The organism is Pseudoduganella sp. RAF19, from assembly GCF_052114165.1.
Classification (GTDB): domain Bacteria; phylum Pseudomonadota; class Gammaproteobacteria; order Burkholderiales; family Burkholderiaceae_D; genus Rugamonas.
On the sequence record NZ_JBFREF010000003.1, the window covers coordinates 522,832 to 548,573 of the forward strand.

23 protein-coding genes are annotated in these 25,742 nt (G+C 61.8%); 17 read left to right on the forward strand and 6 right to left on the reverse strand.

What is annotated here, in order from left to right; translation table 11 throughout:
* The first annotated feature begins 307 nt into the window (after positions 1 to 307).
* The gene (locus AB4Z19_RS10250; RefSeq protein WP_442035200.1) at positions 308 to 3,058 is read left to right on the forward strand and encodes a TonB-dependent receptor; all 2,751 of its coding nucleotides are present in this window, start codon (positions 308 to 310) and stop codon (positions 3,056 to 3,058) included.
* Positions 3,059 to 3,160: 102 nt separating this feature from the next.
* Here the strand turns inward: AB4Z19_RS10250 and AB4Z19_RS10255 are convergent, their stop codons facing one another.
* The 6 genes from AB4Z19_RS10255 to AB4Z19_RS10280 form a co-directional block, all read right to left on the reverse strand.
* Positions 3,161 to 4,441, reverse strand: a complete 1,281-nt coding sequence (locus tag AB4Z19_RS10255) for a DUF2325 domain-containing protein (protein ID WP_442035201.1) — start codon at positions 4,439 to 4,441, stop codon at positions 3,161 to 3,163.
* Positions 4,442 to 4,453: 12 nt separating this feature from the next.
* Positions 4,454 to 4,774: a hypothetical protein gene (locus AB4Z19_RS10260; RefSeq protein WP_442028778.1), complete on the reverse strand. Its 321-nt coding sequence runs from the start codon at positions 4,772 to 4,774 to the stop codon at positions 4,454 to 4,456.
* 65 nt (positions 4,775 to 4,839) lie between these two features.
* Positions 4,840 to 5,028: a hemin uptake protein HemP gene (hemP, locus tag AB4Z19_RS10265; protein ID WP_442028777.1), complete on the reverse strand. Its 189-nt coding sequence runs from the start codon at positions 5,026 to 5,028 to the stop codon at positions 4,840 to 4,842.
* Between the two features lie 109 nt (positions 5,029 to 5,137).
* Entirely contained in the window at positions 5,138 to 5,929 is a 792-nt protein-coding gene (locus tag AB4Z19_RS10270) for a Crp/Fnr family transcriptional regulator (RefSeq protein WP_442035269.1), read from the reverse strand.
* Between the two features lie 247 nt (positions 5,930 to 6,176).
* Positions 6,177 to 6,821, reverse strand: coding sequence for a response regulator (locus tag AB4Z19_RS10275; protein ID WP_442024412.1), 645 nt, complete (start codon positions 6,819 to 6,821; stop codon positions 6,177 to 6,179).
* A gap of 69 nt (positions 6,822 to 6,890) precedes the next feature.
* Positions 6,891 to 7,361 carry a universal stress protein gene (locus tag AB4Z19_RS10280; RefSeq protein ID WP_442024410.1) on the reverse strand — a complete coding sequence of 157 codons (471 nt, stop codon included), beginning with the start codon at positions 7,359 to 7,361 and terminating at the stop codon, positions 6,891 to 6,893.
* Positions 7,362 to 7,668: 307 nt separating this feature from the next.
* Here AB4Z19_RS10280 and AB4Z19_RS10285 point away from each other — a divergent pair, with 307 nt between their 5' ends.
* The 16 genes from AB4Z19_RS10285 (at position 7,669) to AB4Z19_RS10360 (ending at position 25,709) form a co-directional block, all read left to right on the forward strand.
* A complete protein-coding gene (locus tag AB4Z19_RS10285) occupies positions 7,669 to 8,517 on the forward strand; it encodes a protein phosphatase CheZ (RefSeq protein ID WP_442035202.1) in 849 nt (282 codons plus the stop codon).
* Complete coding sequence (locus AB4Z19_RS10290; protein ID WP_442024406.1) at positions 8,517 to 10,382, forward strand: chemotaxis protein CheA; 1,866 nt, start codon at positions 8,517 to 8,519, stop codon at positions 10,380 to 10,382. The genes AB4Z19_RS10285 and AB4Z19_RS10290 overlap by 1 nt, the downstream gene beginning before the upstream one ends.
* Before the next feature lie 223 nt (positions 10,383 to 10,605).
* Entirely contained in the window at positions 10,606 to 12,006 is a 1,401-nt protein-coding gene (gene leuC / locus AB4Z19_RS10295; RefSeq protein ID WP_442024404.1) for a 3-isopropylmalate dehydratase large subunit, read from the forward strand.
* Positions 12,007 to 12,028: 22 nt separating this feature from the next.
* Positions 12,029 to 12,151 carry an entericidin A/B family lipoprotein gene (locus tag AB4Z19_RS10300; protein ID WP_442024402.1) on the forward strand — a complete coding sequence of 41 codons (123 nt, stop codon included), beginning with the start codon at positions 12,029 to 12,031 and terminating at the stop codon, positions 12,149 to 12,151.
* 52 nt (positions 12,152 to 12,203) lie between these two features.
* Positions 12,204 to 12,851 carry a 3-isopropylmalate dehydratase small subunit gene (leuD, locus tag AB4Z19_RS10305; protein WP_442035203.1) on the forward strand — a complete coding sequence of 216 codons (648 nt, stop codon included), beginning with the start codon at positions 12,204 to 12,206 and terminating at the stop codon, positions 12,849 to 12,851.
* A 15-nt stretch (positions 12,852 to 12,866) separates the two neighbouring features.
* Positions 12,867 to 13,937 carry a 3-isopropylmalate dehydrogenase gene (gene leuB, locus AB4Z19_RS10310; RefSeq protein ID WP_442024400.1) on the forward strand — a complete coding sequence of 357 codons (1,071 nt, stop codon included), beginning with the start codon at positions 12,867 to 12,869 and terminating at the stop codon, positions 13,935 to 13,937.
* Positions 13,938 to 14,075: 138 nt separating this feature from the next.
* Positions 14,076 to 15,203 (forward strand): aspartate-semialdehyde dehydrogenase, encoded by a 1,128-nt coding sequence (gene asd, locus AB4Z19_RS10315; RefSeq protein ID WP_442024398.1) that lies wholly within the window; start codon positions 14,076 to 14,078, stop codon positions 15,201 to 15,203.
* Between the two features lie 283 nt (positions 15,204 to 15,486).
* Positions 15,487 to 18,318 carry a FimV/HubP family polar landmark protein gene (locus tag AB4Z19_RS10320; protein ID WP_442035204.1) on the forward strand — a complete coding sequence of 944 codons (2,832 nt, stop codon included), beginning with the start codon at positions 15,487 to 15,489 and terminating at the stop codon, positions 18,316 to 18,318.
* 36 nt (positions 18,319 to 18,354) lie between these two features.
* Complete coding sequence (gene truA / locus AB4Z19_RS10325) at positions 18,355 to 19,158, forward strand: tRNA pseudouridine(38-40) synthase TruA (RefSeq protein ID WP_442028879.1); 804 nt, start codon at positions 18,355 to 18,357, stop codon at positions 19,156 to 19,158.
* Between the two features lie 8 nt (positions 19,159 to 19,166).
* Complete coding sequence (locus AB4Z19_RS10330; RefSeq protein ID WP_442028878.1) at positions 19,167 to 19,859, forward strand: phosphoribosylanthranilate isomerase; 693 nt, start codon at positions 19,167 to 19,169, stop codon at positions 19,857 to 19,859.
* The gene (gene trpB, locus AB4Z19_RS10335) at positions 19,843 to 21,084 is read left to right on the forward strand and encodes a tryptophan synthase subunit beta (protein ID WP_442028877.1); all 1,242 of its coding nucleotides are present in this window, start codon (positions 19,843 to 19,845) and stop codon (positions 21,082 to 21,084) included. Before AB4Z19_RS10330 ends, trpB begins: the two co-directional genes overlap by 17 nt.
* Before the next feature lie 13 nt (positions 21,085 to 21,097).
* Complete coding sequence (gene trpA, locus AB4Z19_RS10340; RefSeq protein WP_442035205.1) at positions 21,098 to 21,901, forward strand: tryptophan synthase subunit alpha; 804 nt, start codon at positions 21,098 to 21,100, stop codon at positions 21,899 to 21,901.
* An 89-nt stretch (positions 21,902 to 21,990) separates the two neighbouring features.
* Positions 21,991 to 22,863, forward strand: a complete 873-nt coding sequence (gene accD, locus AB4Z19_RS10345; protein ID WP_442035206.1) for an acetyl-CoA carboxylase, carboxyltransferase subunit beta — start codon at positions 21,991 to 21,993, stop codon at positions 22,861 to 22,863.
* A gap of 87 nt (positions 22,864 to 22,950) precedes the next feature.
* Positions 22,951 to 24,240, forward strand: a complete 1,290-nt coding sequence (folC, locus tag AB4Z19_RS10350; RefSeq protein WP_442035270.1) for a bifunctional tetrahydrofolate synthase/dihydrofolate synthase — start codon at positions 22,951 to 22,953, stop codon at positions 24,238 to 24,240.
* Between the two features lie 11 nt (positions 24,241 to 24,251).
* Positions 24,252 to 25,196 carry an SPOR domain-containing protein gene (locus AB4Z19_RS10355; RefSeq protein WP_442026383.1) on the forward strand — a complete coding sequence of 315 codons (945 nt, stop codon included), beginning with the start codon at positions 24,252 to 24,254 and terminating at the stop codon, positions 25,194 to 25,196.
* Positions 25,197 to 25,220: 24 nt separating this feature from the next.
* The gene (locus AB4Z19_RS10360; protein ID WP_442026382.1) at positions 25,221 to 25,709 is read left to right on the forward strand and encodes a CvpA family protein; all 489 of its coding nucleotides are present in this window, start codon (positions 25,221 to 25,223) and stop codon (positions 25,707 to 25,709) included.
* Positions 25,710 to 25,742: the final 33 nt, after the last annotated feature.

The window sequence follows — 25,742 nt, forward strand, 5'->3', positions numbered from 1 at the left end:
TGCAAATAAGCGACGTTTGATCAAGAATTAATCAAACAAAGTTTAGTCGCCTTCGTCATGTAACGAATATTCTCCATATATTTCAGCTTTGTAATATTTGTACTGTGAATCATTCTTAGCTACTTGCATAATGCTTGCTCGATGAGCAATAGCAGGTCTTCAACTCGTCGCTCAGCTTTCCATGTTTCGGTTGTTTAGGCGTATGGCTCTGTCATCTCCCAAAGCAGTCCCGGGTTGGTAACCAAGCAGCGCGCGTCCGCAGGAATTCCCATTGCTCATTGATGTTTTCAACACTCAGGAGTAATGAATGGTATTCCAAGAAAAAATCGGTGTGACCTCCGTACGTCTGGCGCTGACCGCGCTGGCTGGCTCGGTACTGTTTGCCGGCCAGGCATTCGCCCAAGAACAAGCGATGCAGCGCGTCGAGATCACCGGTTCCGCAATTAAGCGTATCGCCGTCGAAGGCGCACTGCCAGTGCAGCGCCTGTCCGCTGAAACCATCGCCAAGACCGGCGCTACCACCGTAGCTGACCTGATCCAGGCGCTGCCTGCCATGCAGGGCTTCACCATTGACGCAATCGCAGCCGGCACCAACTCCGGTGGCCGTGTTTCCGCGTCCATCCACGACATCGGCGAAGACTACACCCTGGTGCTGCTGAACGGCCGCCGCGTGGCGCCGCAGGGCTCCGGTTCCGCTGTCAACCTGAACGCCATCCCGCTGAGCGCAGTTGAGCGCGTGGAAATCCTGACCGACGGCGCATCCGCCCTGTACGGTTCCGACGCGATCGCCGGCGTGATCAACTTCATCCTGAAGTCCAACGTCAAGGCGCCGACCATCGAAGCAGGCTACCAGCAGCCAGAGAAAAGCTCCCATGGCCAGCAAAGCTACGCTAACCTGACCTTCGGCTTCGGCAATCTGGAAGAAGACCGCTACTCCATCGTGGCCGCTTACCGCCACGACGAGCGCACCGAAATGAAAGCGACCGATCGCGAATTCGCGAAGACCGCTTACGTGCCGTTCTCCTTCAACGGTACCAACTACATCTACGACCGCACCTCCACCGCGACCGTGCCGGCCAACGTGTCCGTGACCTTCACCGATCCTAAGCAAGCTGCGATCGGCTTCAGCCCATACCTGAAGAAGAACGGCACCTGCCCGTCGATGAACCAGATCAGCCTGGCCAACACCGCGACCACCCAGAACTGCGCATTCGATTTCGTGCAGACCGTGGGCATCGTGCCAGAGAACAAGCGTGACAGCTTCTTCGGCAAAGGCACCTTCAAGCTGACCGAGAACATCAACCTGTTCGCTGAAACCGCGCTGTCCCGCCTGGACCTGACCGCGAAGATCGCACCGAACACCGCGCCGTTCACCATCGCGACTTCCTCGTCCTACTACAAGGACAACGTGCTGCCATACCTGACCCCGGAGCAGGCGGCATCCGTGAAGACCGTAGCCGGTAACTACCGTACCTACGACTGGGGCACCCGCGACAGCGAAACCATCACCGACTCCAAGCACCTGGTGGTTGGCGCTGAAGGCGATATCGGCGCATGGTCGTTCAACACCGGCCTGACCTGGTCGCGCAACTCGATCGACGAGCGCTACGTCGGCGGCTACGCGCTGGACAAAGAGTTCCGCGACATGCTGGCCAACCGTTCCTTCGACCCGTTCGCTCCTATCGGCGCACAGTCCGACGCAACCAAGCAGCTGATCAACAACTCGATCTTCCACGGCTCGATCCGTACCGCATCGACCACCCTGAAGGGCGTTGACGCACACGGTTCCCGTGAACTGTTCGATCTGCCAGGCGGCAAGGCAAGCATCGCAGTGGGCGGCGACTGGCGCCAGTACAAGTACGAGCAGACTCCATCGGAAGCTGCTGCGACCGGCAAGGTGTACAACCTGAACGCGCCTCCAGCTTACGACATGACCCGTGACGGCTACGGCGCCTTCGCCGAACTGGCCGCTCCAGTCATCAAGAAAGTGGAACTGTCGGCAGCTGTGCGTTACGACTCGTTCTCGGCAATCGACAACGGCATCACCGGCACCACCCTGGGCAACCGCGAATCCGCAACCACCTACAAGGTGAGCGCTCGCTGGCAGCCAGTGCAGTCCGTGCTGATCCGCGGTTCCTACGGCACCGGCTTCAAGGCGCCTTCGATGCTGGACATTGGCCAGCCGCTGGTTAACGCCGGCTTCACCGCCGGTAACTTCAACTGCCCAATCGCGAGCGCTGACTACTGCCGTCCAGGTAAGACCCAGTACAACGTGATCTCCGGCGGTAATGCAGATCTGAAGCCAGAGAAGTCCAAGCAGTTCACCCTGGGCTTCCGCGTTGAGCCAACCAATGCCTTCTCCTTCGGCGCCGACCTGTGGGACGTGAAGATCGACGACAAAGTGTCCGCGATCTCCGAGCAGCAGGCATTTGCCGATCCGGTGAAGTTCCGTGACCTGTTCACCACCTACACCGAGCCAGCAACCGGCAATACCTACTGGGCGTTCAAGTCGCTGTCGATCAACATCGGCCACACCCACCAGCAAGGTATCGACTGGGATACCACCGTGCGTCACAAGTTCGGTTTCGGTAACCTGACCTCGAACCTGGCCGGCACCTACCTGCTGAAGTCGAACTACACCGTTCCTGGTACCAGCGACCAGTGGACCAACGACATGAACTTCTTCGGTATCGACAACAAGGTATCGTTCCGTCACGTGATCCGTTGGACCACCACCCTGGACACCGGTGCGTTCAGCAACACCATCATCGCCAACTACCGCAACGGCTACACCGACGCGGAAGCGACCGTGCGTAACCTGACCACCAACAAGAACGAAGTGATTCGTCTGGATGTGCCTTCGTACATCACCTGGGATTGGCAGGGCAAGTGGAACGTGACCAAGGCAGTCCAGCTGCGCGCTGGTATCAAGAATCTGCTGGATCGCGATCCGCCGCTGTCGCTGCGTAACTCCTCGGGCCACCAGGTTGGCTTCGACCCACGTTACGCCGATGTCTTCGGCCGTACCTTCTACGTTAGCGGTGCTTACACCTTCTAAACCAAGGGCATGAAACTGGTGGCTGCCACATCGTGGCAGCCACCTGGTTTCAGTCTCTGGTTTGAGCAAACGCCCCGGGCGCTTCGGCGCACGGGGCGTTTTTTATTGCGCGAGTTCTTCCAGTTTGAGCTGCAGCGTCGAGAGGCTGGGCTTGTCGACGAAAACGCAGCGTTTGCCGTGGCGTTTGCAGTAGTCCTTCACGCGCCAGTAGGCGGCGTGGCTGATGCAGCCGGTCTGGCAGATCACCAGGTCGGCGGAGGCCAGGCTGGATTCGAGCTGGTTGGCGTTGTGTTCAAGGCCGCCGTCGTGATGGCTGAAGCGCGCGCCGGCCTGCTCCAGCAGGGCACGGTAGCTGGCCACGTTGCCGCTGCGGCCGCCGACGCACAGTACATGGCGTTCGGCGAGGCGGCCATGCAGGACGACCTGGCGCTCGGCGAGACGGCCATGCAGGACGGCCTGGCGCGCGTCTCCACCGGGTTCCGTGGCTGCCGCCGCGTCGCCCGGTAGGCGATGGCTTGCTGCGAGGGCGCGTCCGGGCGCGGAGTCGCTGCCAGGCGCGGCGTGGCACGTCGGCGTGTCTTCGGCACGCACGTTTTCCGCTTCGCTCAGCGCGCGGCGCAGGTCGGCAATCTGTTGCCGTTGCGAGCGTTCGCGTTCTTCGGCCAGTTCCAGCTGGCGTGCCAGGCGTTCGCGTGTGGCCAGGCCGGGTATGGATGCGCGCAGCTCTTCCAGTTCCTGCCGCAGCGACGAGATGATGCTGTCGCGCCCAATCAGCTGCGCGCGCAGTTGCATCATGGCCACGTTGTGGCGCTCCTGTTCCGCCGTGCGCTCCTGCTGCGCCGCTGCGCTGCGCTGTTGCAGACGCGCGAGCTCGCGGGTGAGGACGGCATTGTCAGTGGCGAGTCCATTCAGGCGCTGAATATCGGCGCGGGCAACGGCGCCTGCCTGGTGCTGGATCATGTGCAGGTCGCGGCACATCAGTTCTTCCAGCGCCTGCGTGCAGTGCGGATGCGTCAGGCCGGCGAAAAAGGCGCCGGACACATCGCCGCTGGATACGGCCTTATGCCATAAGGCTTCCAGCGCAGTGCTGTCCTTGGCGCTGCGGAAGCGCTGCAGCGTGACGGCATAGCGGCGCTCCAGTTCCTTCTGCACCGCTTCGGACAGGCGATTGCGGCTGCCGCATTCGCTCACGGTGCCGACGTGGATTTCGTAATCGCTCGCGATCGGCGTGCCGCCGGCCGCTTTGCCGACTACTTTGCGCAGTACCGGCAAGGGCAGGCCGACGCCAACCAATGGACAGAGACAGTTATGTCCCAGTTCCCAGATGCGGCGCCGCCTCGGCGCTGGCGCGGCGGGCAGCAGCGCTTCGTGTTGATCGCACATGGCGCACCCCCATCAGGCGAGTTGCGGGGCAGGACGCTGGCGACCCATGATGCGGCTCAGGAAGCTGGGCTGCGGCTGCGGCAGCGAGCGTTCCACGACAGCCGCCCATTGCTCGGACAGCTGCTGGCAGGTCGCGCTCAGCACTGGCGCCAGGCCGGGCAGGGTGGACAGCGCTTTCAAATGGCGTTCGATAACCGACGCCAGCTTGACGCAGCCGCCGTTGTCGCCGGCATTCGCGGTGTAGTGCGACATCAGGTGCAGCACCGCGGAGAGCATCAGTTCCGGATGCTGATTGGGTTCGTGGAAGATCGGGTCGTTCTGGTCGATAGCCATGGTCACTCCATCAAAGGCTTGGGTGGCTGGCTGCCGCGTTGGGGCGGTTGGCTGGCGGGGGAAAATCAGGCGGTCAGGATCAGTTTATTCAGCTGGGTAATGCGCAAGCGATAGATGCGGCCGGCGTGTTCGATTTCGATTTCACGCTTGTCCTGCATCAAGCCGGCCGTGGTGTAGCGCGGTACTTGCGGCGCGGCTGGCGGCACGGCAGGTGCGAGGCCGGTGGCGGGGGAGGTGGTCTCAGTGCTGTGCATTGTTTTTGTCCTTGAATAAGAATGATTCGCATTTGCATTATGAGGAGCACGAAACCGCTTGTCAATAAAAAAAGACCCGCCGAAGCGGGCCCAAGCTGGGTGAGAAAGTTCAGAGGGCAGCCAGCAGCGGTGCTGGGGCTTCCGCCGGCGCGGCAGCTTTGCCTCGGCCCGGCAGTTTGCTGCGGGCGCGGGAGGGCGGCAGCCGGCGCAGACACTTGAGCGCATCGACATCCTTGATGCCGATGGTGCGCTGGTCCACGCTGATCAGGCCGATTTCATTGAATGCGGATAGGGTGCGGCTGACGGTTTCCAGAGTCAGGCCCAGGTAGGAGCCAATCTCGTGGCGCGTCATGCGCAGATTAAAGAGTTTGCTGGAATAGCCCATCTGGGCAAAGCGTTCCGACAGCGACACCAGGAAGCGCGCCACGCGGGCTTCGGCGCTGAGCGCGCCCAGCATGCCGATCATGGCTTGTTCGCGCACCAGTTCGCGGCTCATCACGCCGTACATCATGTTTTCCAGTTCCAGATGGATGCGGCCCAGTGCGGTCAGCTTTTTGAAGGGTAGCAGAATCAGGTCGCAGTCCGACAGCGCAACCGCCTCGGAAGAGTAGTGGCGGGTGTGGATGCCGTCGACTCCCAGCAGGTCGCCCTTCATCGGGAAGGCCAGCACCTGCTCGTTGCCGAATTCGTCGATCAGCACGGTTTTCAGGAAGCCCGAATTGACCACGTAGAGCATGTCGAAAGGCTGGCCGATGGTGTGGATGCGCTGGCCGGTCTTGAACTGCACATGCTGAAACAGCAGCTCGTCGACATTGATGGGGCAAACGGGAATGTGCAGCAGTTCGCAGACTTCTTTCAGGTTGGACCAGAGGCGGCCCTGGCGCTGGCGTCCTGCTTCCATGGGGGAAGTGGGCGCGCCCGCACGAACGTCGGACGATTGCGTTGAGAGCATTCTCATCTCCTGATTCTGGACAGGTCGCTTGCGGGTTTTTATGTTGCCGGTAAGCGTGTGAACGTCCGGCAACTCAAGCGTGATGATTTCAGTATGCCAACAGAGGTTTTGCTTTCATATCAGCAAAGCGCTGAATATGGGCGTAGGAGGGCGCGTAGGGCTGTAGGAATATTCCGAATTTTCAGAGACAGCTCGCTTAGGTCTTAAACGGAGACAGCAGTTTGTGCGCGACAGCGTACTGCACCATTTCCGACAGCGACGCCATCCCCATTTTTTGCATGATGCGGGTCTTGTGCGTGCTCACGGTTTTCACGCTCAGGTGCAGGCCGTTGGCGATTTCTGTGATGGATTTGCCACCCACCAGCAAGGAGAAGACTTCGAATTCGCGGTCCGACAGCTGCTTGTGCAGCAGTGTCTCGCTGGGCTGCATGATGTTCAGGGCCAGCTGTTCCGCCACTTCGGTACTGATATAGGGGCGGCCCGACGCCACTTTGCGGATCGCGCCCACCAGCTGGGTACCCGCACTTTCCTTGGTCAGATAGCCTTGGGCGCCGGCGCGGATGGCGCGCACGGCATATTGTTCTTCCTCGTGCATGGTGAGGATGAGAATGGCGATCTTGGGCGCCTCGCTCTTGATCTGGCGGATCAGGTCGACGCCGCTGCGGCCCGGCATGGACAAGTCGAGCAGCAGCAGATCGAAGCCGCCCTTGCGCACGTGGCCCAGTACTTCGAAGCCGTCGATGGCTTCGCCGACGATGTCAATGTCCGGTGCCCCGTCAAGAATGCGCTTCAGGCCCTCGCGCATGATGGTGTGGTCGTCGGCAATGACAATTCGAATCATGGTTATTTTAATAATTGTAAGTATTAGTTAACATTGAGGACACGCTTGAGCGTGCCGGCGCTACTTGTCTTATTCAATCGGCGTCGGGTCTTTGATCAAACGGTGTACCAGCACCGGGATCTTCGAGTGCGACAGCACTTTATTGGTCACGCTGCCCAAAAGCAACTGGCCCCAGCCGCTGCGGCCATGCGAGCCCATGAAGATCAGGTCGCAGCCATTCTTCTCGGCCACGTCCACGATTTTCAGCGCCGCGCTTTCCGCAAAGGCCGTCATCCCTTCCGCCCGCACGCTTTTCTTGGCGCAGGATTCCAGGATAGGCTGCACGTGCTCGTTCCCGGCCCGCTGCATCGCCGCCCGGTATTCCTCTTCACTGGGGTAGCTGGGCGGGATGATTTCCACATAAATTGGGTACTGGTACTCCGGCGCCACAAACAGTGCAAGGACTTCGGCGCCCATCTGCTGTGCGAAATTTGTTCCGGCACAGGCGGTTTTGGCGGAAACTGCCGAACCGTCGGTCGTAATCAGGATTTTCCGGTACATACAAGCCTCCTTTATGGGGATCCTACACTCATTGTAGCCCTGTTTTCGCTTATTGTTTGCTTGTAAAGACTTGATATTTATCAAGAAACATCATGTTTGGACGCAAACAAGCTGCAAATTCGTCATTTTCAGAGAGCGCCCAAATACAACAATCTGCATTCAGTGACTGGGAATGCAAAGGGAGAGATTGAACTGAGGGCCGCCCCCCTGCTACACTCGCGTAAGTGCGTTAATATTGCCGGGCATCATCAGTAATACGCCGGCAAAGATACGGCAGCAACATTTTTGATATGGAGAAGCAGGGATTATGACCGACGCCGCTGATGATTTCGACGCATTATTCGAGGAAGTATCCGCGCAGCGGAACAGTGCGCCACCGGCTCCGGCAGCCGCCGCTCCGGCACCTGCCGCCGCTTCCGCAGAAGACGATCTGGAAAATCTGTTCGATGAAATCTCGGCCAGCCGTACCGCTGAACCTGCTGCGGCCGCTGCGCCTGCACCAGTTGCCGCTGCGCCTGCAGCAGAGGCTGAAGCTGGCGAGCATGCCGGCGCTGGTAGCGATAACCCGATGTTTGAGCGTCTGGGCGGCATCGTCCGCCTGCTGCACGACTCGCTGCGCGAACTGGGTTACGACAAGGCTCTGACCGAGGCTTCCACCCAGATCGTGGATGCCCAGGACCGCCTGGAATACGTGGCGACCCTGACCGAGCAGGCCGCCAACAAAGTGCTGAATACGCTGGACGATGGCATGCCTGCCCAGGACGTGCTGTCGAAGAAGTCCAAGGAAATGGAAGACCGCTGGGCCGACCTGTTCGCAGGCAAGCTCAGTATCGATGAATTTAAGACTCTGGCAGGCGATTCGCGTGCCTTCGCGCAGGCGGTGTCGGAAGCGACCGAAGCCGAGAAGGCCCGTCTGCTGGAAATCATGATGGCCCAGGATTTCCAGGATATTACCGGTCAACTGATCAAAAAAGTCGTCGTCATCACCAAGACGGTCGAGCAGGAGCTGGCCCAGCTGCTGAAAGACAATGCCCCGGTTGAGGTGCGCGAGAAGATCGCGCAGAAAGAGGTGTCGCTGATGTCCGGTCCGTCCGCTCCGACGGTGGCCCTGACTCAGGACAGTGTGGACGACCTGCTTGCTGATCTGGGATTCTAATGGACGATATGCTCAAGGAGTTCGTTGTCGAGGCGATGGACTTGGCCGTTAACGTGGAAGAGCACCTGCTGCGCCTCGAACGTGACCCCGACAATAAAGAAACACTGAACGCCGTTTTCCGCTCCTTCCATACCATCAAGGGTGGCGCAGGCTTCATGAATCTGGGTGCGCTGGTTTCCGCCTGCCACCTGACCGAAAACCTGTTCGACGCGCTGCGCACCGGCGCCGCGCCGGTCACGCCGCTGTCGATCGAAGCCGCACTGCAAGCATCCGGCTTCGTGGCAGACCAGCTGGCAGAACTGAATAATGGCGCCGCGCCGGAAAGCCTGGGCGCCATGCCGGGCGATCTGGAAGCGATTCTGAAGGACGCCATCGAAGGCAAAAAAACCTCGGCCAAGCCTGCCGCAAAAGCTGCTCCGGCGCCTGCCGCCGCCCCGGCCGCTGCTGCGCCTGCGGCAAGCGCCGCCGCTGCCGCACCTGCTGCTGCCGCGGCGTCGGCCGATGGCCTGGACTGGGAAGGCATGTATGAAGCCGTGATGCCGCCTGGCTCTTACACCCGTCCTGCCGGCGGCGAAGCAGCAGCGCCTGCTGCCGCTGCCGCGCCAGCGGAAGCCAGCGAAGGCCGCGCCGCCGCTGTCGAAGCACGCTCCGCTCCGGCCGAGCGTCCGACCTCGGCGCCGGCCAAAGAAGAATCCATTCGTATCGACGCCGTCAAGCTGGACGCGCTGCTGGAAGTGGCCGGCGAATCCGTGCAGGCCGCCAACCAGGCAGCCGTGCTGCTGGAACGCCTGCAACAGTTCAAGTTTGAAGGCCAGGCGGCATCGCTGATGTCGGCCCTGACTGAAACCCTGGAACGCGCCTCGCGCTACTCCACCGAACTGCAGCGCGCCACGCTGGCGACGCGTATGCAGCCGGTCGGCCGCCTGTTCCAGAAGTTCCCGCGACTGGTACGTGAACTGGCAAAGGATCTGGGCAAGGAAGTTGAACTGACCATCGAAGGCGCGGAAACCGAAGTGGACCGCGTGGTGGTGGACAGCCTGTACGATCCGCTGGTGCACATGCTGCGTAACGCGCTGGACCACGGCGTGGAAGCACCGGACGAGCGCGTCGCCAAGGGCAAGCCGGCCAAGGCATACATCTCGCTGAAAGCATGGCAGGAGGCCAACTCCGTCATGATCGTGCTGCAGGACGACGGCAAGGGCATGGACCCGGTCGCGCTGAAGCGCAAGGCCGGCGAGAAGGGCCTGATTTCCCCAAGCGCCAACCTGTCGGACGACGAATGCTACCAGCTGGTGTTCCTGCCGGGCTTCTCGACCAAGGAAGTGGCGTCCTCCGTGTCCGGCCGCGGCGTCGGCATGGATGTGGTGAAGACCGCCGTGGAAAAGAACCGTGGTGCGATCCACATCGAATCGGCGCTGGGCAAGGGCACCAAGTTCGCCATCCGCCTGCCGATCGAACTGTCGATCGTGCCGACCATGCTGGTGTCCACCTCCGGCGCACTGCTGGCGCTGCCGATGGCGGTGGTCGAGCGCGTGGTCGAACTGCCGGAAGTATTCATGGAAGTGGGCGGCGCCCCGGTGCTGAAAGACCAGGGCCGTCCACTGCCGGTACGCACGCTGGCTGGTGCGCTGGGCTACGAGCTGTGCTCGGAGCGCGTGGGCATCGTCATCAACGCACCGCAACCTTATATCCTGGCCGTGGAAGCCGTGGACGGTACTGCCGATCTGGTGATCAAACCGATGACCGCGCTGACCGTTGACGGCATTACCGGCACCGCCCGCTCGGCGGAAGGCGAACTAGTGCTAGTAGTTGGCCTATCCTTCCTGATGGATGGTTGCAGGAGCAGTGTACGAATGGCGGCTTAAAACACCGCACAAGAAATACCAGGAGCCTGCAACCCTTACAAAAGGGTCGCGGGCTTTTTTCATATTCGGGAACCGAAAGCAGGTGGCTGCCACGACGTGGCAGCCACCAGGTTTGAGGTTCATCAGCCATTCAGGCACGCGCTCACGAGGCGGAAACCGGGCTTGGTTTTGCATTGCACAAAATATGGCATAATCAAATAGGATCACCTAATCAGGCTGCAGCATGAAAACGCTTTACGACAAACTCTGGGAATCCCACGTCGTGCGGACCGAGGAAGATGGCACCGCACTCCTTTACATCGATCGCCATCTGGTACACGAAGTCACCAGCCCGCAGGCATTTGACGGCCTGCGCGACGCTGGGCGCGACCCGTGGCGCGTCTCCGCCAACCTGGCGGTGGCCGACCACAATGTGCCGACCACCGACCGCTCGCACGGTATTGAAGATCCAGTCTCGCGGCTGCAGGTCGAAACCCTGGACAAGAACACCAAGTCCTACGGCCTGACCTACTTCAATATGAACGACAAGCGCCAGGGCATCGTGCACGTCATCGGCCCGGAGCAGGGCGCGACCCTGCCTGGCATGACCGTGGTGTGCGGCGATTCGCATACTTCGACCCACGGCGCATTCGGCGCGCTGGCACACGGCATCGGCACCTCCGAAGTGGAGCACGTGCTGGCGACGCAATGCCTGCTGGCCAAAAAATCGAAGTCCATGCTGGTGCAGGTCGACGGCGCGCTGCCGCCGGGCGTGACGGCCAAGGACATCGTGCTGGCCGTGATCGGCAAGATCGGCACCGCGGGCGGCACCGGCTACGCCATCGAATTCGGCGGCTCCACCATCCGTTCGCTGTCGATGGAAGGCCGCATGACCGTCTGTAATATGGCCATCGAAGCGGGCGCACGCGCCGGCATGGTGGCGGTCGACCAGACCACTATCGACTACGTCAAAGGCCGTCCGTTCTCGCCGGCCGGTCCGCACTGGGATCACGCCGTGGCTTACTGGCGCACCCTGCAATCCGACCCGGGCGCCAAGTTCGACCTGGTGGTGATGCTGAATGCCGCCGAGATCCGCCCGCAAGTTACCTGGGGCACTTCGCCCGAGCAGGTGACGTCCATCGATGGCCGCGTGCCCGATCCGGATAAGGAAAAAGATCCGGTCAAGCGCGACGCCATGGAAAAGGCGCTGGTCTATATGGGCCTGAATCCGAATACCCCGATGGAAGACATCCGTATCGACAAAGTCTTCATCGGTTCCTGCACCAACTCGCGCATCGAGGATCTGCGCGCCGCAGCCGCCGTTGTGCGCGGCAAGCAGCGCGCTTCGAACGTGAAGCTGGCGCTGGTGGTGCCGGGTTCCGGCCTGGTGAAAGAGCAGGCTGAACGAGAAGGCCTGGACGCGATCTTCAAGGCCGCCGGCTTTGAATGGCGCGAACCTGGCTGTTCGATGTGCCTGGCCATGAATGCCGACCGCCTGGAACCGGGCGAGCGTTGCGCCTCCACCTCCAACCGTAATTTCGAAGGCCGTCAGGGCCAGGGCGGCCGCACCCATCTGGTGTCCCCCGCCATGGCAGCGGCAGCCGGTATCGCCGGCCATTTCGTCGACGTGCGCGCAATGCGCTAAATAAAACTAGGGAATATCCAAAATGAAAACCATCATCGCTCTGATTATCGCAACCCTGGCTCTGACCGGCTGCAACACCATTTCCGGCATCGGCCGTGACGTTCAGAAAGCTGGGCAGGTCGTCACCAGCGCGGGTGGGCACTAAGAACGCCCGGATTGCGCGCCCCGCGGCGCGCACCGGGCATTGAGAAGAGATCATGGAAAAATTTACCGTCTATGAAGGTTTGGTAGCACCGCTTGACCGTGCCAACGTCGATACCGACGCCATCATTCCGAAGCAGTTCCTGAAGTCCATCCACCGCACCGGCTTTGGCCCCAACCTGTTCGACGAGTGGCGCTACCTTGACCACGGCGAACCGGGCATGGACAACAGCAAGCGTCCGCTGAATCCGGACTTCGTGCTGAACCAGCCGCGCTACCAGGGCGCTTCGATTCTCCTGACCCGTAAGAATTTCGGCTGCGGCTCCTCGCGCGAACACGCGCCGTGGGCGCTCGATCAGTTCGGCTTCCGCGCTATCCTCGCGCCAAGCTATGCGGACATCTTTTACAATAACTGCTTCAAGAACGGCATTCTCCCTGTCGTGCTGACCGAAGCGCAGATCGACCATCTGTTCAATGAAGTCAAGGCTTTCCCGGGTTACCGCCTGGTAGTGGACCTTGAAAACCAGCGTGTGGTGACCAGCAATGGTAGTGTCTCTTACCCCTTCGAGATCGACGCCTTCCGCAAATACTGCCTGATGAATGGACTCGACGATATCGGCCTGACCCTGCGTCACGCCGACGCTATCCGCGCCTACGAAGAGCGTCATCTGGCGAACCAGCCCTGGCTGGCCAACGTCATTTAACCTCGATACAAGAACATGAAAATCGCAATTTTGCCGGGCGATGGCATCGGCCCGGAAATCGTCACCCAGGCCGTAAAGGTCCTGAATGCGCTCGACGAGAAGTTTGAAATGGAAACCGCGCCGGTGGGCGGCGCTGGCTACGAGGCCAGCGGCCATCCGCTGCCGGAAGCCACACTGGCATTGGCGAAAGCCGCCGACGCCGTGCTGTTCGGCGCCGTGGGCGACTGGAAGTACGATACGCTGGACCGTCCGCTGCGTCCTGAGCAGGCTATTCTGGGCCTGCGCAAGAATCTGGGCCTGTTCGGCAATCTGCGTCCGGCCATCCTGTATCCGGAACTGGCGGGCGCTTCGACGCTGAAGCCGGAAGTGGTGTCCGGCCTGGATATTCTGATCGTGCGCGAACTGACCGGCGACATCTACTTCGGCCAGCCGCGCGGCGTGCGCGAGTGCGCGGATGGTCCGTTCAAAGGCCAGCGCGAAGGCTTCGACACCATGCGCTATGCGGAAGGCGAGATCCGCCGCATCGCCCATGTGGCTTTCCAGGCAGCGCAGAAGCGCGGCAAGCGCCTGACCTCCGTGGACAAGGCCAATGTGCTGGAGACTTTCCAGTTCTGGAAAGACATCGTCACCGACGTGCACAAGGAATACCCGGACGTGGCGCTGGACCATATGTACGTGGACAACGCCGCCATGCAGCTGGTGCGCGCGCCGAAGAAGTTCGACGTGATCGTGACCGGCAATATGTTCGGCGACATCCTGTCCGACGCGGCGGCCATGCTGACCGGTTCGATCGGCATGCTGCCATCGGCTTCGCTGGACGCCAACAACAAGGGCCTGTACGAACCGTCGCACGGCTCGGCTCCTGATATCGCGGGCAAGGGCGTTGCCAACCCGCTGGCCACGATCCTGTCGGCCGCCATGATGCTGCGCTATTCGCTGAACCGCGCGGAACAGGCCGACCGTATCGAGAACGCCGTCAAGAAGGTGCTGGCGCAGGGCCTGCGCACGCCGGATATTTACGAAGACGGCACGACCAAGGTCGGCACGGAGCAGATGGGCGACGCGGTGGTTGCGGCGCTGGCCTGAGAAACCAAGGCATAAGCTGGTGGCAGCCACGATGTGGCAGCCACCACGCCAGCGGCGCGGAACAGGTGGCCGCCACGAAGTGGCTGCCACCAGGTTCTGCCCCTGGTTTAAAAGAATTCACATCCAAAGGAAAGCAAAATGAAACTCGTAGGTCTGGTTGGTTGGCGCGGCATGGTCGGTTCGGTCCTGATGCAGCGCATGCAGGAAGAGGGCGATTTCGCCCACATCGAGCCGGTTTTCTTCAGCACTTCGAACACCGGCGGCGCAGCTCCGGCGATGGCGAAGAATGAAACCACCCTGAAAGACGCCACCAACATCGACGAACTGAAACGCTGCGAGATCATCATCTCCTGCCAGGGCGGCGACTACACCTCGGCCGTGTTCCCGAAGCTGCGCGCAGCGGGCTGGAACGGCTACTGGATCGATGCTGCATCGACCCTGCGCATGGACAAGGATGCCGTGATCGTGCTCGATCCGGTCAACCTGAACGTGATCAAGGATGCGATGACCAAGGGCGTGAAGAACTTCATCGGCGGTAACTGCACCGTGTCCTGCATGCTGATGGGCCTGGGCGGCCTGTTCAAGCAGGACCTGGTGGAGTGGATGACGTCCATGACCTACCAGGCGGCATCCGGCGGCGGCGCACAGCATATGCGCGAGCTGCTGACCCAGTTCGGCACTATCAACAGCTCCGTAAAAGCGCTGCTGGACAACCCGGCTTCCGCGATTTTGGAAATTGACCGCCAGGTGCTGGCCACCCAGCACGGCCTGTCCGGCGAAGAGACCAAGCAGTTCGGCGTGCCGCTGGCCGGCAACCTGATTCCATGGATCGACAAGGACCTGGGCAACGGCCAGTCGAAGGAAGAGTGGAAGGGCGGCGCCGAGACCAACAAGATCCTGGGCCGCGGTGAAGGCTTCACCGGCTCCGTGATCCCGGTCGACGGCCTGTGTGTGCGTATCGGTGCGATGCGCTGCCACAGCCAGGCGCTGACCATCAAGCTGAAAAAGGATGTGCCGCTGGACGAGATCAACGACATCATCGCCAAGGACAACCAGTGGGTAAAATTCGTGCCGAACACCCGTGAAGCATCGATGAAGGATCTGACCCCGGCAGCGGTCACCGGCTCCCTGACCATCCCGGTTGGCCGCGTGCGCAAGATGTCGATGGGCGGCGAATATCTGTCCGCATTTACCGTCGGCGATCAGCTGCTGTGGGGTGCTGCGGAACCACTGCGCCGCATGCTGCGAATTGTTCTCGATAAATAATCATTCGATAATAATTAACTAACACCTCGTGATTAATAAATAAGATAAGTAATATTTTCTAAAGGCCGGATTTCAAAGGGAAATCTGGCCTTTTTCTTTGAATAAAAGATTATTTTCGGCATAGAGGAAACAGAATAGGGTTTCATAGAGGGAGAATGCTTGCATGCCTGAGGGCATGATGTTATGTTGGGCACCTCTGGGAAAGTAACATTTTTCCACTGCTAACCATTTCGCTGCCCTCACTATGCCAGTACAAAAGCCTTCCAAGGTCGCTTCGTTCGCTTTGAAAACTCTGACCGCCGCCGTGATCGGCACGGTCTTATTGTCCCCCGCGGCTTACGCTGCCGGACTTGGCAAGCTCACGGTCCTCTCGTCGCTGGGCCAGCCGCTGCGCGCCGAAATCGAACTGACCTCCGTCACGCCGGAAGAGGCGCAAGAGCTGGTGGCCAAACTGGCCTCGCCGGACGCCTTCCGCGCCGCCAATATCGATTTCAACTCGGCTCTGCTGCAGCTGCGCTTCGACGTGGAAGCACGCGGCGGCCGCCAGTTCATCCGTGTCACTTCGTCGCAGCCGATCAACGAGCCTTTCGTCGATATGCTGCTGGAGCTGACCTGGACCAATGGCCGTCTGGTGCGCGAATACACCTTCCTGCTCGATCCGACCGAGATGCGCCAGGCGAATGCGCCGCAAGTGGCTGCGCCGGTTGAGAACCGCGCTGCGCAGGCGGCTGCTGCGCGTTCGGCTACGGCCGCACCGCGCGCTGCCGCAACGCCGGCAGCGGCGCCTTCCGAAGCGCCGGCCAGCCCGGTGCGTCCTTCGCGTGCTGCGCCGGCCGAAGGTTCGGGCGCCGATCAGTACCAGGTACAGCGCGGCGACACGCTGAGCAAGATCGCCGGCCGCATGAAGCCGGGCGATATTTCGCTGGATATGATGCTGGTCGCGCTGTACCGCGCGAATCCGGAAGCCTTCAGCGGCAACAATATGAACCGCCTGAAGTCGGGCACCATCCTGTCCGTGCCGAACGCCGATGCCGTGCGCTCGTCCGTTGGCAACGAAGGTGAGGCACGCGGCGTCGTGGTCGCCCATGCTGCCGACTTCAACGCCTACCGCGCCAAGCTGGCAGGCCAGGTGGCTTCGAGCACCGCCGCCAAGGCGCCGGAACAGCAGCAGAGCGCAGCGGGCAAGATCACTGCTCGCGTGGAAGAGCGTCCGACTGCCGTCACCGAATCGAAGGACCAGCTGAAGCTGTCCAAAGCCGGCGAGGCTGCCGGCAAGGCCGGCCAGACCGCTGCCGTGGAAGACAAGATCGCCAAGCAGCGCGCCGCCGACGACGCCAGCAACCGCGTGAAGGAACTGGAAAAGAACGTCAGCGATCTGGAAAAGCTGATGGCCGTGAAGAACAAGGCCGCTGCCGAGGCGCAGAGCAAGGCCTCCGTGCCTGAGCTGGACGTCACCGGCAAGACCGTGGCTGCGGCCAAGCCGGCAGCATCGGCGCCAGCGGCCAGCGCACCTGCGCCGGCCAAGCCAAAGAAACCGGTGGTCACGACCCCGTCGAAGCCGATCCAGGAACCTGGCCTGGTCGACTTCATCATGGATAACCTGCAGATGATCGGCATCGCCGTCGCTGCACTGCTGGGGGGCGCGGCGCTGATGGTATCGCGCCGCCGCAAGGCACAGCAGCTGATGGTGCCGAAGGGCGAGTCCAGCCTGCTGGGCGATCCGGGCACCACAGCCGCGCCAATGTTCGCCGAAACCGGCGGCGCCAGCGTGGACACCAACAACAGCGTGTTCAATTCGAATTTTGCACCGTCGGCCAGCCAGCTGGATACCAATGAAGTCGATCCAGTGGCGGAAGCCGATGTGTACATCGCCTACGGCCGCGACGCGCAAGCCGAAGAGATTCTGAAGGAAGCACTGCGTACCCATCCTGAGCGCCATCAGGTGCGTCTGAAGCTGCTGGAAATCTACGCCAGCCGGAAGGATACCCGCGCCTTCGAAACCCAGGCCAGCGAGCTGTATTCGATGAGCAAAGGGCAGGGCGACGAGTGGGCGCAAGCGGCGACCATGGGCCAGAGCATTGACGCTGACAATCCGCTGTACGCCAACGCGGCACAGCCGTCCGCAGGCGTGGGTCTGGGCGCAGCTGCCGCGGGCGTTGCCGCAGCCGGCGCTGCCGAAGCGTTTGCACCGAACGCCGGCACCAGCGAAGACATTCACGATCTGGCGTCCCTGTTCGCCGAACCGACTACGCCAGCCCCGGCGCCGGCTGCTGAAGAGCCGAGCCTGGACCTGGACCTGAGCCACGATGCCTCCACGGCTGCCGCACCGGCTGCCGAAAGCAATCTGATGGACTTCGACCTGGACCGCGATGCAACTGCGCTGCCGTCCCTGGAAGAGATGGCCAAGGAAGAGGAAGGCAAGACTGCCAAAGCCGCCGATTCGAACACGCTGGACTTCGACCTGGGTGGTCTGAGCTTCGACGCTGAAGCGCCTGCGCCAAGCGCAGAAGCTCCAGCCGCTGCCGAACCTGCGCCGGCAGCGAACGATGTGCCGGATCTGGCCTTTGACATGGACTTCGGCGCCAAGACAGAAACGCCAGCCGCGCCGGAACCGGTTGCCGCGGCAGAAGAGCCAGCCGCCTCGCTGGCCGACGACCTGGGCATGGACTTCAGCCTGGATCTGCCGAGCGAAGTGAAACCGGCCGCCGAAGCGGAAGCCAAGGCCACCGACGCTGATCCGCTGGCTGGCCTGGATCTGATGGACTTCACCCTGCCGGGCAGCCCGGCGCCGGCCGTTCCTGCTGACGAAACCCCGCTGTCCGCATCGGACTTCTCGGCACCGGAACAGGACTCTGAAGTGGCCACCGCTGTGGCACCGGCCGAATTCGACCTGTCCGGCATCGACCTGGACCTGGGCACTGAAACCGCCCACGCGCCAGCCGAAACCGAAATGTCGGCCCTGCACATGGAGATGGACACCAAGCTGGATCTGGCCATCGCCTACCAGGAAATCGGCGACAAGGAAGGCGCGCGCGAACTGCTGGATGAAGTGATCCGTGGCGGCAGCGACGACCAGGTTGCCCGTGCCTCGACAATGCGCGCCCAGCTGGGCTAAACGTTATAATCCCCGCTCGCAGAACGGGGAGTTCAATTGAAACGCATTGCATTAGGGGTCCAGTACAACGGTGCCGAGTGGCTCGGCTACCAGATCCAGCCGCACGGCCAGACCGTGCAGAACAAGCTGGAGGAGGCGATCGAGAAGTTCGCCTGCGTCAAGATCGGCACCACCTGTGCCGGCCGCACCGACGCAGGCGTGCACGCCCTGAGCCAGGTGGTGCACTTCGACACCGATCTGATGCGCGAACCGCACGCCTGGGTGCGCGGCATCAACGCCTTCCTGCCGGACTCCATCGGCGTGCGCTGGGCAAAATATCTGCCTGACGCGCCCACGCCTGAGCAGGAATTCCACGCCCGCTTCAGCGCCCGCTCCCGTACTTATCACTATCTGCTGTTCAATCACCAGGTGCGTTCGCCTTTGCTGGCGGGCCGCGCCGGTTTTTGCCATCGGCCGCTGGACGTGGAGCGCATGCGCGAAGCGGTCAAGCCGCTGATCGGCACCCACGACTTCACCGCCTTCCGTGCCTCCATGTGCCAGGCCAGGACGCCGGTGAAAGAGATGTACGAGATCGGTATCGAGCGCCACGGCGACATGATCCTGTTCACGCTGCGCGCCAACGCCTTCCTGCACCACATGGTGCGCAATCTGGTTGGCTCGCTGATCTACGTCGGCCAGGGCCGCGAAGACACCGGCTGGCTGGGCAGGCTGCTGGCGGGCCGCGACCGTACCGTGGCCGCGCCGACCTTCATGCCAGACGGCCTGTATCTCGCCAAGATCGAGTACGATGCCAGGTGGAACTTGCCGTACGAAGAGCCCCGCATCCTCCCCGCTTTCTAGGAATTGCCATGTCCCGCACACGCATCAAGATCTGCGGCCTGACCCGCGAAGAAGACGTCCTTGCCGCCGTTGCGGCAGGCACGGATGCGGTCGGTTTCGTGTTCTATCCGAAAAGCCCGCGCTACGTGACGCCGCAGCGCGCCGCCGAGCTGATTGCGCTGTTGCCGCCGTTCGTTACGGCGACTGGCCTGTTTGTCAACGCCAGCGCGGAGGAAGTGGCGGCCACCGTGGCGGTGGCGCCGGTGTCGCTCCTGCAGTTCCACGGCGACGAAACGGCGGAGCAGTGCGCCGCGGCGGCGCAGGCGGCCAATCGCGCCTTCATGCGCGCCTTCCGCGTGAAACCGGACACCAGCTCCGGCGAGCTGTTAGAATACGAAGCACAATGCCGCGCATCCAGCCGGCTGTTCTCGGGCCTTCTGCTCGACACCTTCGTGGATGCATATGGCGGCGCAGGAAAGGTTTTCGATTGGTCTCTCATTCCAAAAGATCTCGCGCATCGGGCCGTTTTGAGTGGTGGCTTGAGCGTTGCAAATGTGACTGGCGCGGTTGCCAGCGTTCGCCCGTACGCGGTTGACGTCAGTAGTGGCGTCGAGCGCGCCAAGGGCATCAAGGACGCCCGCCTGATCGCGGAGTTCATCCGCGGCGTGCGGGCAGCCGATGTCACTATTGAAAGGTCACAGCCCCATGAAAACCCCAGTTGACGCTGCACCAGCGCACCTGTTCCACGCATCCACCTATCATCTGCCGGATGCCACTGGCCACTTCGGCCCTTACGGCGGCTCCTTCGTCGCCGAAACCCTGAGCTACGCGCTGGCCGAGCTGCGCGAAGCCTACGACAAATACAGCAAGGATGAGATCTTCCTCGAAGAGTTCCGCTACGAGCTGAAACACTTCGTCGGCCGTCCTTCGCCGATTTACCACGCCAAGCGCTGGTCCGAAATCGCGGGCGGCGCCCAGATCTTCCTGAAACGCGAAGACCTGAACCACACTGGCGCGCACAAGATCAATAACGTGATCGGCCAGGCCCTGCTGGCCAAGCGCATGGGCAAGAAGCGCATCATCGCCGAGACGGGCGCGGGCCAGCACGGCGTTGCGACCGCCACCATTTGCGCGCGCTTCGGCCTCGAATGCGTGGTGTACATGGGCAGCGAAGACGTGAAGCGCCAGGCGCAGAACGTGTACCGCATGAAGCTCCTCGGCGCGACCGTGGTGCCGGTGGAGTCGGGCTCCAAGACCCTGAAGGACGCGCTGAACGAAGCGATGCGCGACTGGGTTACCAATATTGAAAACACCTTCTACATCATTGGCACCGTGGCCGGCCCGCACCCGTACCCGATGCTGGTGCGCGATTTCCAGTCGGTGATCGGCGAGGAATGCCTGGTGCAGATGCCGGAAATGACTGGCCGCCAGCCGGACTACGTGGTCGCCTGCATCGGTGGCGGTTCCAATGCGATGGGTATTTTCTATCCTTACATCGACCAGGCCAATACGCGCCTGATCGGCGTCGAAGCGGCAGGGGAGGGGCTGGATACCGGCCATCACGCTGCCTCGCTGACCAAGGGCTATCCGGGTGTCCTGCACGGCAACCGCACCTATCTGCTGCAGGACGATAACGGCCAGATCATCGAAACGCATTCGGTGTCCGCAGGCCTGGATTATCCGGGCGTGGGACCTGAACACAGCTATCTGAAGGACTCCGGCCGCGCCGAGTACGTGTCGATTACCGACGACGAAGCGCTGCAGGCCTTCCACGACTGCTGCCATATCGAAGGCATCATTCCGGCGCTGGAGTCGTCGCACGCACTGGCCTACGCCGTGAAGCTGGCGGCCACGCTGCCGAAGGATAAGATCATTCTGGCTAACCTGTCGGGCCGCGGCGACAAGGATATGCACACCGTCGCCCAGCGCGCCGGCCTGCAGTTCTAAGGAGGCTACGACTATGTCCCGTATCGCAGCTACCTTCGCATCGCTCAAAGAGCAGAACAAGAAAGCCCTCGTCACCTTCATCACCGCTGGCGATCCCGGCCCCGAGCAGACCGTGCCCCTGATGCACGCCCTGGTCGAGGGTGGCGCCGACATCATCGAACTGGGCGTGCCTTTCTCCGACCCGATGGCTGAAGGCCCGGTCATCCAGCGCGCCTGCGAGCGCGCGCTGGCAAAAGGCGTCGGCATTCGCGACTGCTTCGAATTCGTACGTGAATTCCGCAAGACCAATAGGCACACGCCGGTGGTGCTGATGGGTTATGCCAATCCGATCGAACGCATCGGCGCTGAAGCCTTCATCGATGCCAGCCGCAGCGTGGGCGCGGACGGCGCCATCGTGGTCGATTATCCGCCGGAAGAGTGCGAGGAATTCGCGGGCAAGATGCGCGCCGCGGAGCTCGACCTGATCTTCCTGCTGGCGCCTACCTCGACCGAGCAGCGCGTGCAGCAGGTGGCGCGGGTCGGTAGCGGATTCAGCTACTATGTCTCGCTGAAGGGTGTCACCGGCGCAGGCCATATTGACACCGCCGAGGTAGCTCAGCGTATTGCGGCGATCCGCAAGCACGTGTCGCTGCCGATCGGTGTCGGTTTCGGTATCCGCGACGGGGCAACCGCGCGGGCGGTTGCGGAAGTGGCGGACGCGGTGGTGATCGGTAGCCGTATCATTCAGGAAATCGAGGCCAATCCGCCTGCGGAAGCCGCAGAAGCAGTACGATCGTTCGTTTCCGGCATCCGCTCTGCGCTCGATCAAAAGGCTTGATTTGAAAGCAATATTCTGCCCGTTTTGTTCGACAGGGCGGGCAGAAACGGCTACACTTCCGGCCTGAGTTAGTGCAAGAGGAGAAATATATGAGCTGGTTGGAAAAATTGCTGCCCCCGCGCATCCAGCGCTCGGACGCTGCCGCTCGCAAGACCATGCCTGAAGGTTTGTGGGTCAAGTGCCCCTCCTGCGAGGCTGTGCTGTACCGTACCGATCTGGAATCGAACCTGCACGTCTGCCCCAAGTGCGACCACCACATGCGCATCCGCTCCCGTGAGCGCCTGGACGCGCTGCTGGACGCCGGCGGCCGTTTCGAAATCGGCCAGGAAACCCTGCCGGTCGATACCCTGAAGTTCAAGGACAGCAAGAAGTATCCTGACCGCCTGAAGCAGGCGATGGAAGCCACCGGCGAGACCGACGCACTGGTCGCCATGGGCGGCGCCATCATGAGCCTGCCGGTTGTCGTGGCCTGCTTCGAATTCGAATTCATGGGCGGCTCCATGGGTTCCGTCGTTGGCGAGCGTTTCGCCCGCGCGGCCCAGGTGGCGCTGGAACAGAAGGTCCCGTTCATTTGCATTACCGCTACCGGCGGTGCGCGTATGCAGGAAGGCCTGCTGTCGCTGATGCAGATGGCGAAAACCACGTCGATGCTGACCAAGCTGTCGGAGAAGAAGCTGCCATTCATCTCCGTGCTGACCGACCCGACCATGGGCGGCGTGTCGGCATCCTTCGCCTTCATGGGCGATGTGGTGATGGCCGAGCCAAAAGCACTGATCGGCTTTGCTGGTCCACGCGTGATCGAGAACACCGTGCGCGAGAAACTGCCGGAAGGCTTCCAGCGTTCCGAATTCCTGCTGCAAAAGGGCGCGATCGACATGATCGTCGACCGCCGCAAGATGCGCGAAGAAATCGCGCGCCTGCTGGCACTGCTGCAGAACCAAGCCGCCGAAGTATTGGCGTGATGCGCGAAGCGGCGGATCGATGATCCGCCCTTTGCCGCCTCGTAGGGCGGGTCATTCGACCCGCCGATGCAATCCCACCTGATGTCTATGTCCGCTCTCCCGAATACCCTTCCCGAATGGCTTGCGCTGCTTGAGTCGCGCCATGCCGAAACCGTCATCAATATGGGCCTGGACCGCGTGCGCGCGGTGAAGGAACGCATGCAGCTGGCCTTCAAGTGTCCGCTCATCATGGTGGCGGGTACCAACGGCAAGGGCTCGACCTGCGCAATGCTGGAATCGATCCTGATGCGCGCGGGGTACAAAGTGGGCCTGTACATCAAGCCGCACTTCCTGGACTTCAACGAGCGTGCCCGCATCAATGGCGATATGGCCAGCGATGAAGCGCTGGTGGCAAGCTTCAATGCGGTCGAAGCAGCGCGCGGCGAGATTTCGCTGACCTATTTCGAATTCACCACGCTGGCCATCATCCACCTGATGACACAGTCGAATCTCGACGTGGCGATTCTCGAAGTGGGCCTGGGTGGCCGCCTGGATGCAGTGAACGTGATGGACGCCGACGTGTCCATCGTGACCAGCGTGGACATCGACCACGTCGACTTCCTGGGCGGCACGCGCGAGTTGATCGGCTTCGAGAAAGCGGGCATTTTCCGCACCGGCAAAGCTGCGATTTGCAGCGACCCGATGCCGCCGCAATCGCTGATCGACCACGCAATGGAAATCGGCGCCGACCTGTGGCTGATGGGCCGCGATTTCAACTACTCCGGCGACAAGCAGCAATGGAACTACGGTGGCCGCGGCCAGCGCCGCAATGCGCTGGCTTACCCAAGCCTGCGCGGCGCCAACCAGCTGCTGAATGCGTCCGCCGCACTGGCGGCGCTGGAAGCGCTGAAACTGGAACTGCCGGTCGGTGCGCAGGACGTGCGCCACGGCCTGGTGACCGTGGAGCTGCCGGGCCGCTTCCAGGTGCTGCCTGGCCGTCCGAGCGTGATTTACGACGTCGCGCATAACCCGCACGCCGCCTCTGCCCTTGGACAGAACCTGGGCAATATGGGCTTCCATCCTTACACCTACGCGGTGTTCGGTTCCATGCATGACAAGGATATCGATGGGGTGATCAAGGCCATGAATGGCCAGATCGACCACTGGTGCCTGACCGATTTGCCATCGCCGCGTGCGGCATCCGCTTCCGAGCTGGCCGCCAAGGTGCAGGCCATCGAGCCGGAAATGCATGAAAAAACCGTCAATATTTTCCCGGACCCGGGTGCGGCATTCGCAAATGCGATGAGCCGGGCAGGCGAGAATGATAGAATTGTGGTCTTTGGATCGTTCCTGACCGTTGCCGGTGTCATGGCAGCGAAAAAATCCTCACTCCACTAAAACATTCACGCATGGGCTTGTTCTCTTCATTCAGTAAAAACAAGCAGGAAGCCTCTGGCGAAGACAGCGGCTACTACCGCGCACAAGACGACCGCGCCGCCACCGAGCGGGCCAAGTCCAAACGCGCATCCAATGCCGGCGGCGGTGCAACCCGCGGCCGCGGCAAAGAAGATCCCGTGCTGCCGGAAAAGAAGCGCGCACGCCGCCGCCTGGTCGGCGCGATCGCGCTGGCGCTTGCTGTCGCCGTGGGCCTGCCGATGGTGCTCGATTCCGAGCCCAAGCCGCTCGCTTCGGACATCGCCATCCAGATTCCTTCGAAAGACAAACCTGCCGAGCCGCTGACTGCACCCGCGCCTGCGCCGGCCGTGGCCGCACCGGCAGTGCAGCCGCAAGCGGCGGCCCCGGCGCCTGCTCCCGCTGCACAGAAGCCGGTCGTCACCAGCCAGCCGGCGGTTGCGCCGGTGCGCGTGGCGCCGTCTTCCGCGCTGGACAAGGGCGAAGAATTCGTCGACGTGCCTGCTAAGCCGAAGGCGGCCGACACGCACGTGGCCAAGGCGCCGGAACACAAACCGGAAGCCAAGCCGGAATCCAAGCCTGCCAAGGCGGAAACCAAGCCTGAGCCGAAAGAATCCAGGCCGGAGCCGAAACATTCCGAGCCAGCCAAAGCCACGCCATCCGACGATGCGCGCGCCATGGCTATCCTGGAAGGCAAACCTGCCGAATCGGCAAGCAAATACGTCATCCAGGTTGGCGCTTTCGCCACCCAGGACAAGGTCGACGAAGTGCAGGGCAAGCTGAAGGCTGCCGGCATCAAGTCCTTCGTGCAGAAAGTATCCACTGCATCGGGCGAGCGCACCCGCGTAAGGCTGGGGCCATTCTCCAGCAAGGAAGAAGCGGACAAGGCCCGCGCCAAACTGGGCAAGATTGGCCTGGATGGCAATGTGATTCCAGCCTGATTTGACTGAACGGACCGGCACAGCGTGACGATTTTTGACTACATCGTGATCTTTGTGCTGGCCGCATCCATCTTTATCGGCGTGCTGCGCGGCCTGGTGAAAGAGTTGCTGGCGCTGGCCAGCTGGATCGTCGCCTTCATCGCCGCCAACGCCTACGCCGCCGACCTCGCGCGCATGCTGCCAACGGCCGTGCCGGGCGAGCCGCTGCGCCTGATCCTTGCCTTTATTGCACTGTTCATCGGCGTGCGCCTGCTCATGGGCTTACTCGGTATGCTGATCGACGCACTGGTCACCGCCGGTGGCCTGAGCGTGGCGGATCGCGGCCTGGGTGGCTTGTTTGGCGCGGCGCGGGGCATTGTGATTGTGCTGGCCGGCGTCATATTGTGCGGTATGACCTCGGTTCCCAAGCAGGAGTTCTGGAGGCACGCGTTGTTGAGTCCCTGGGCGGAATCCGGCGTGCATATGATCAAACCCTTCCTGCCCGCTGCGTTGGCGCAGCACGTGCATTTTTAAGAATTCTTTAAATCCGCAGTACCAAGTTTAGGA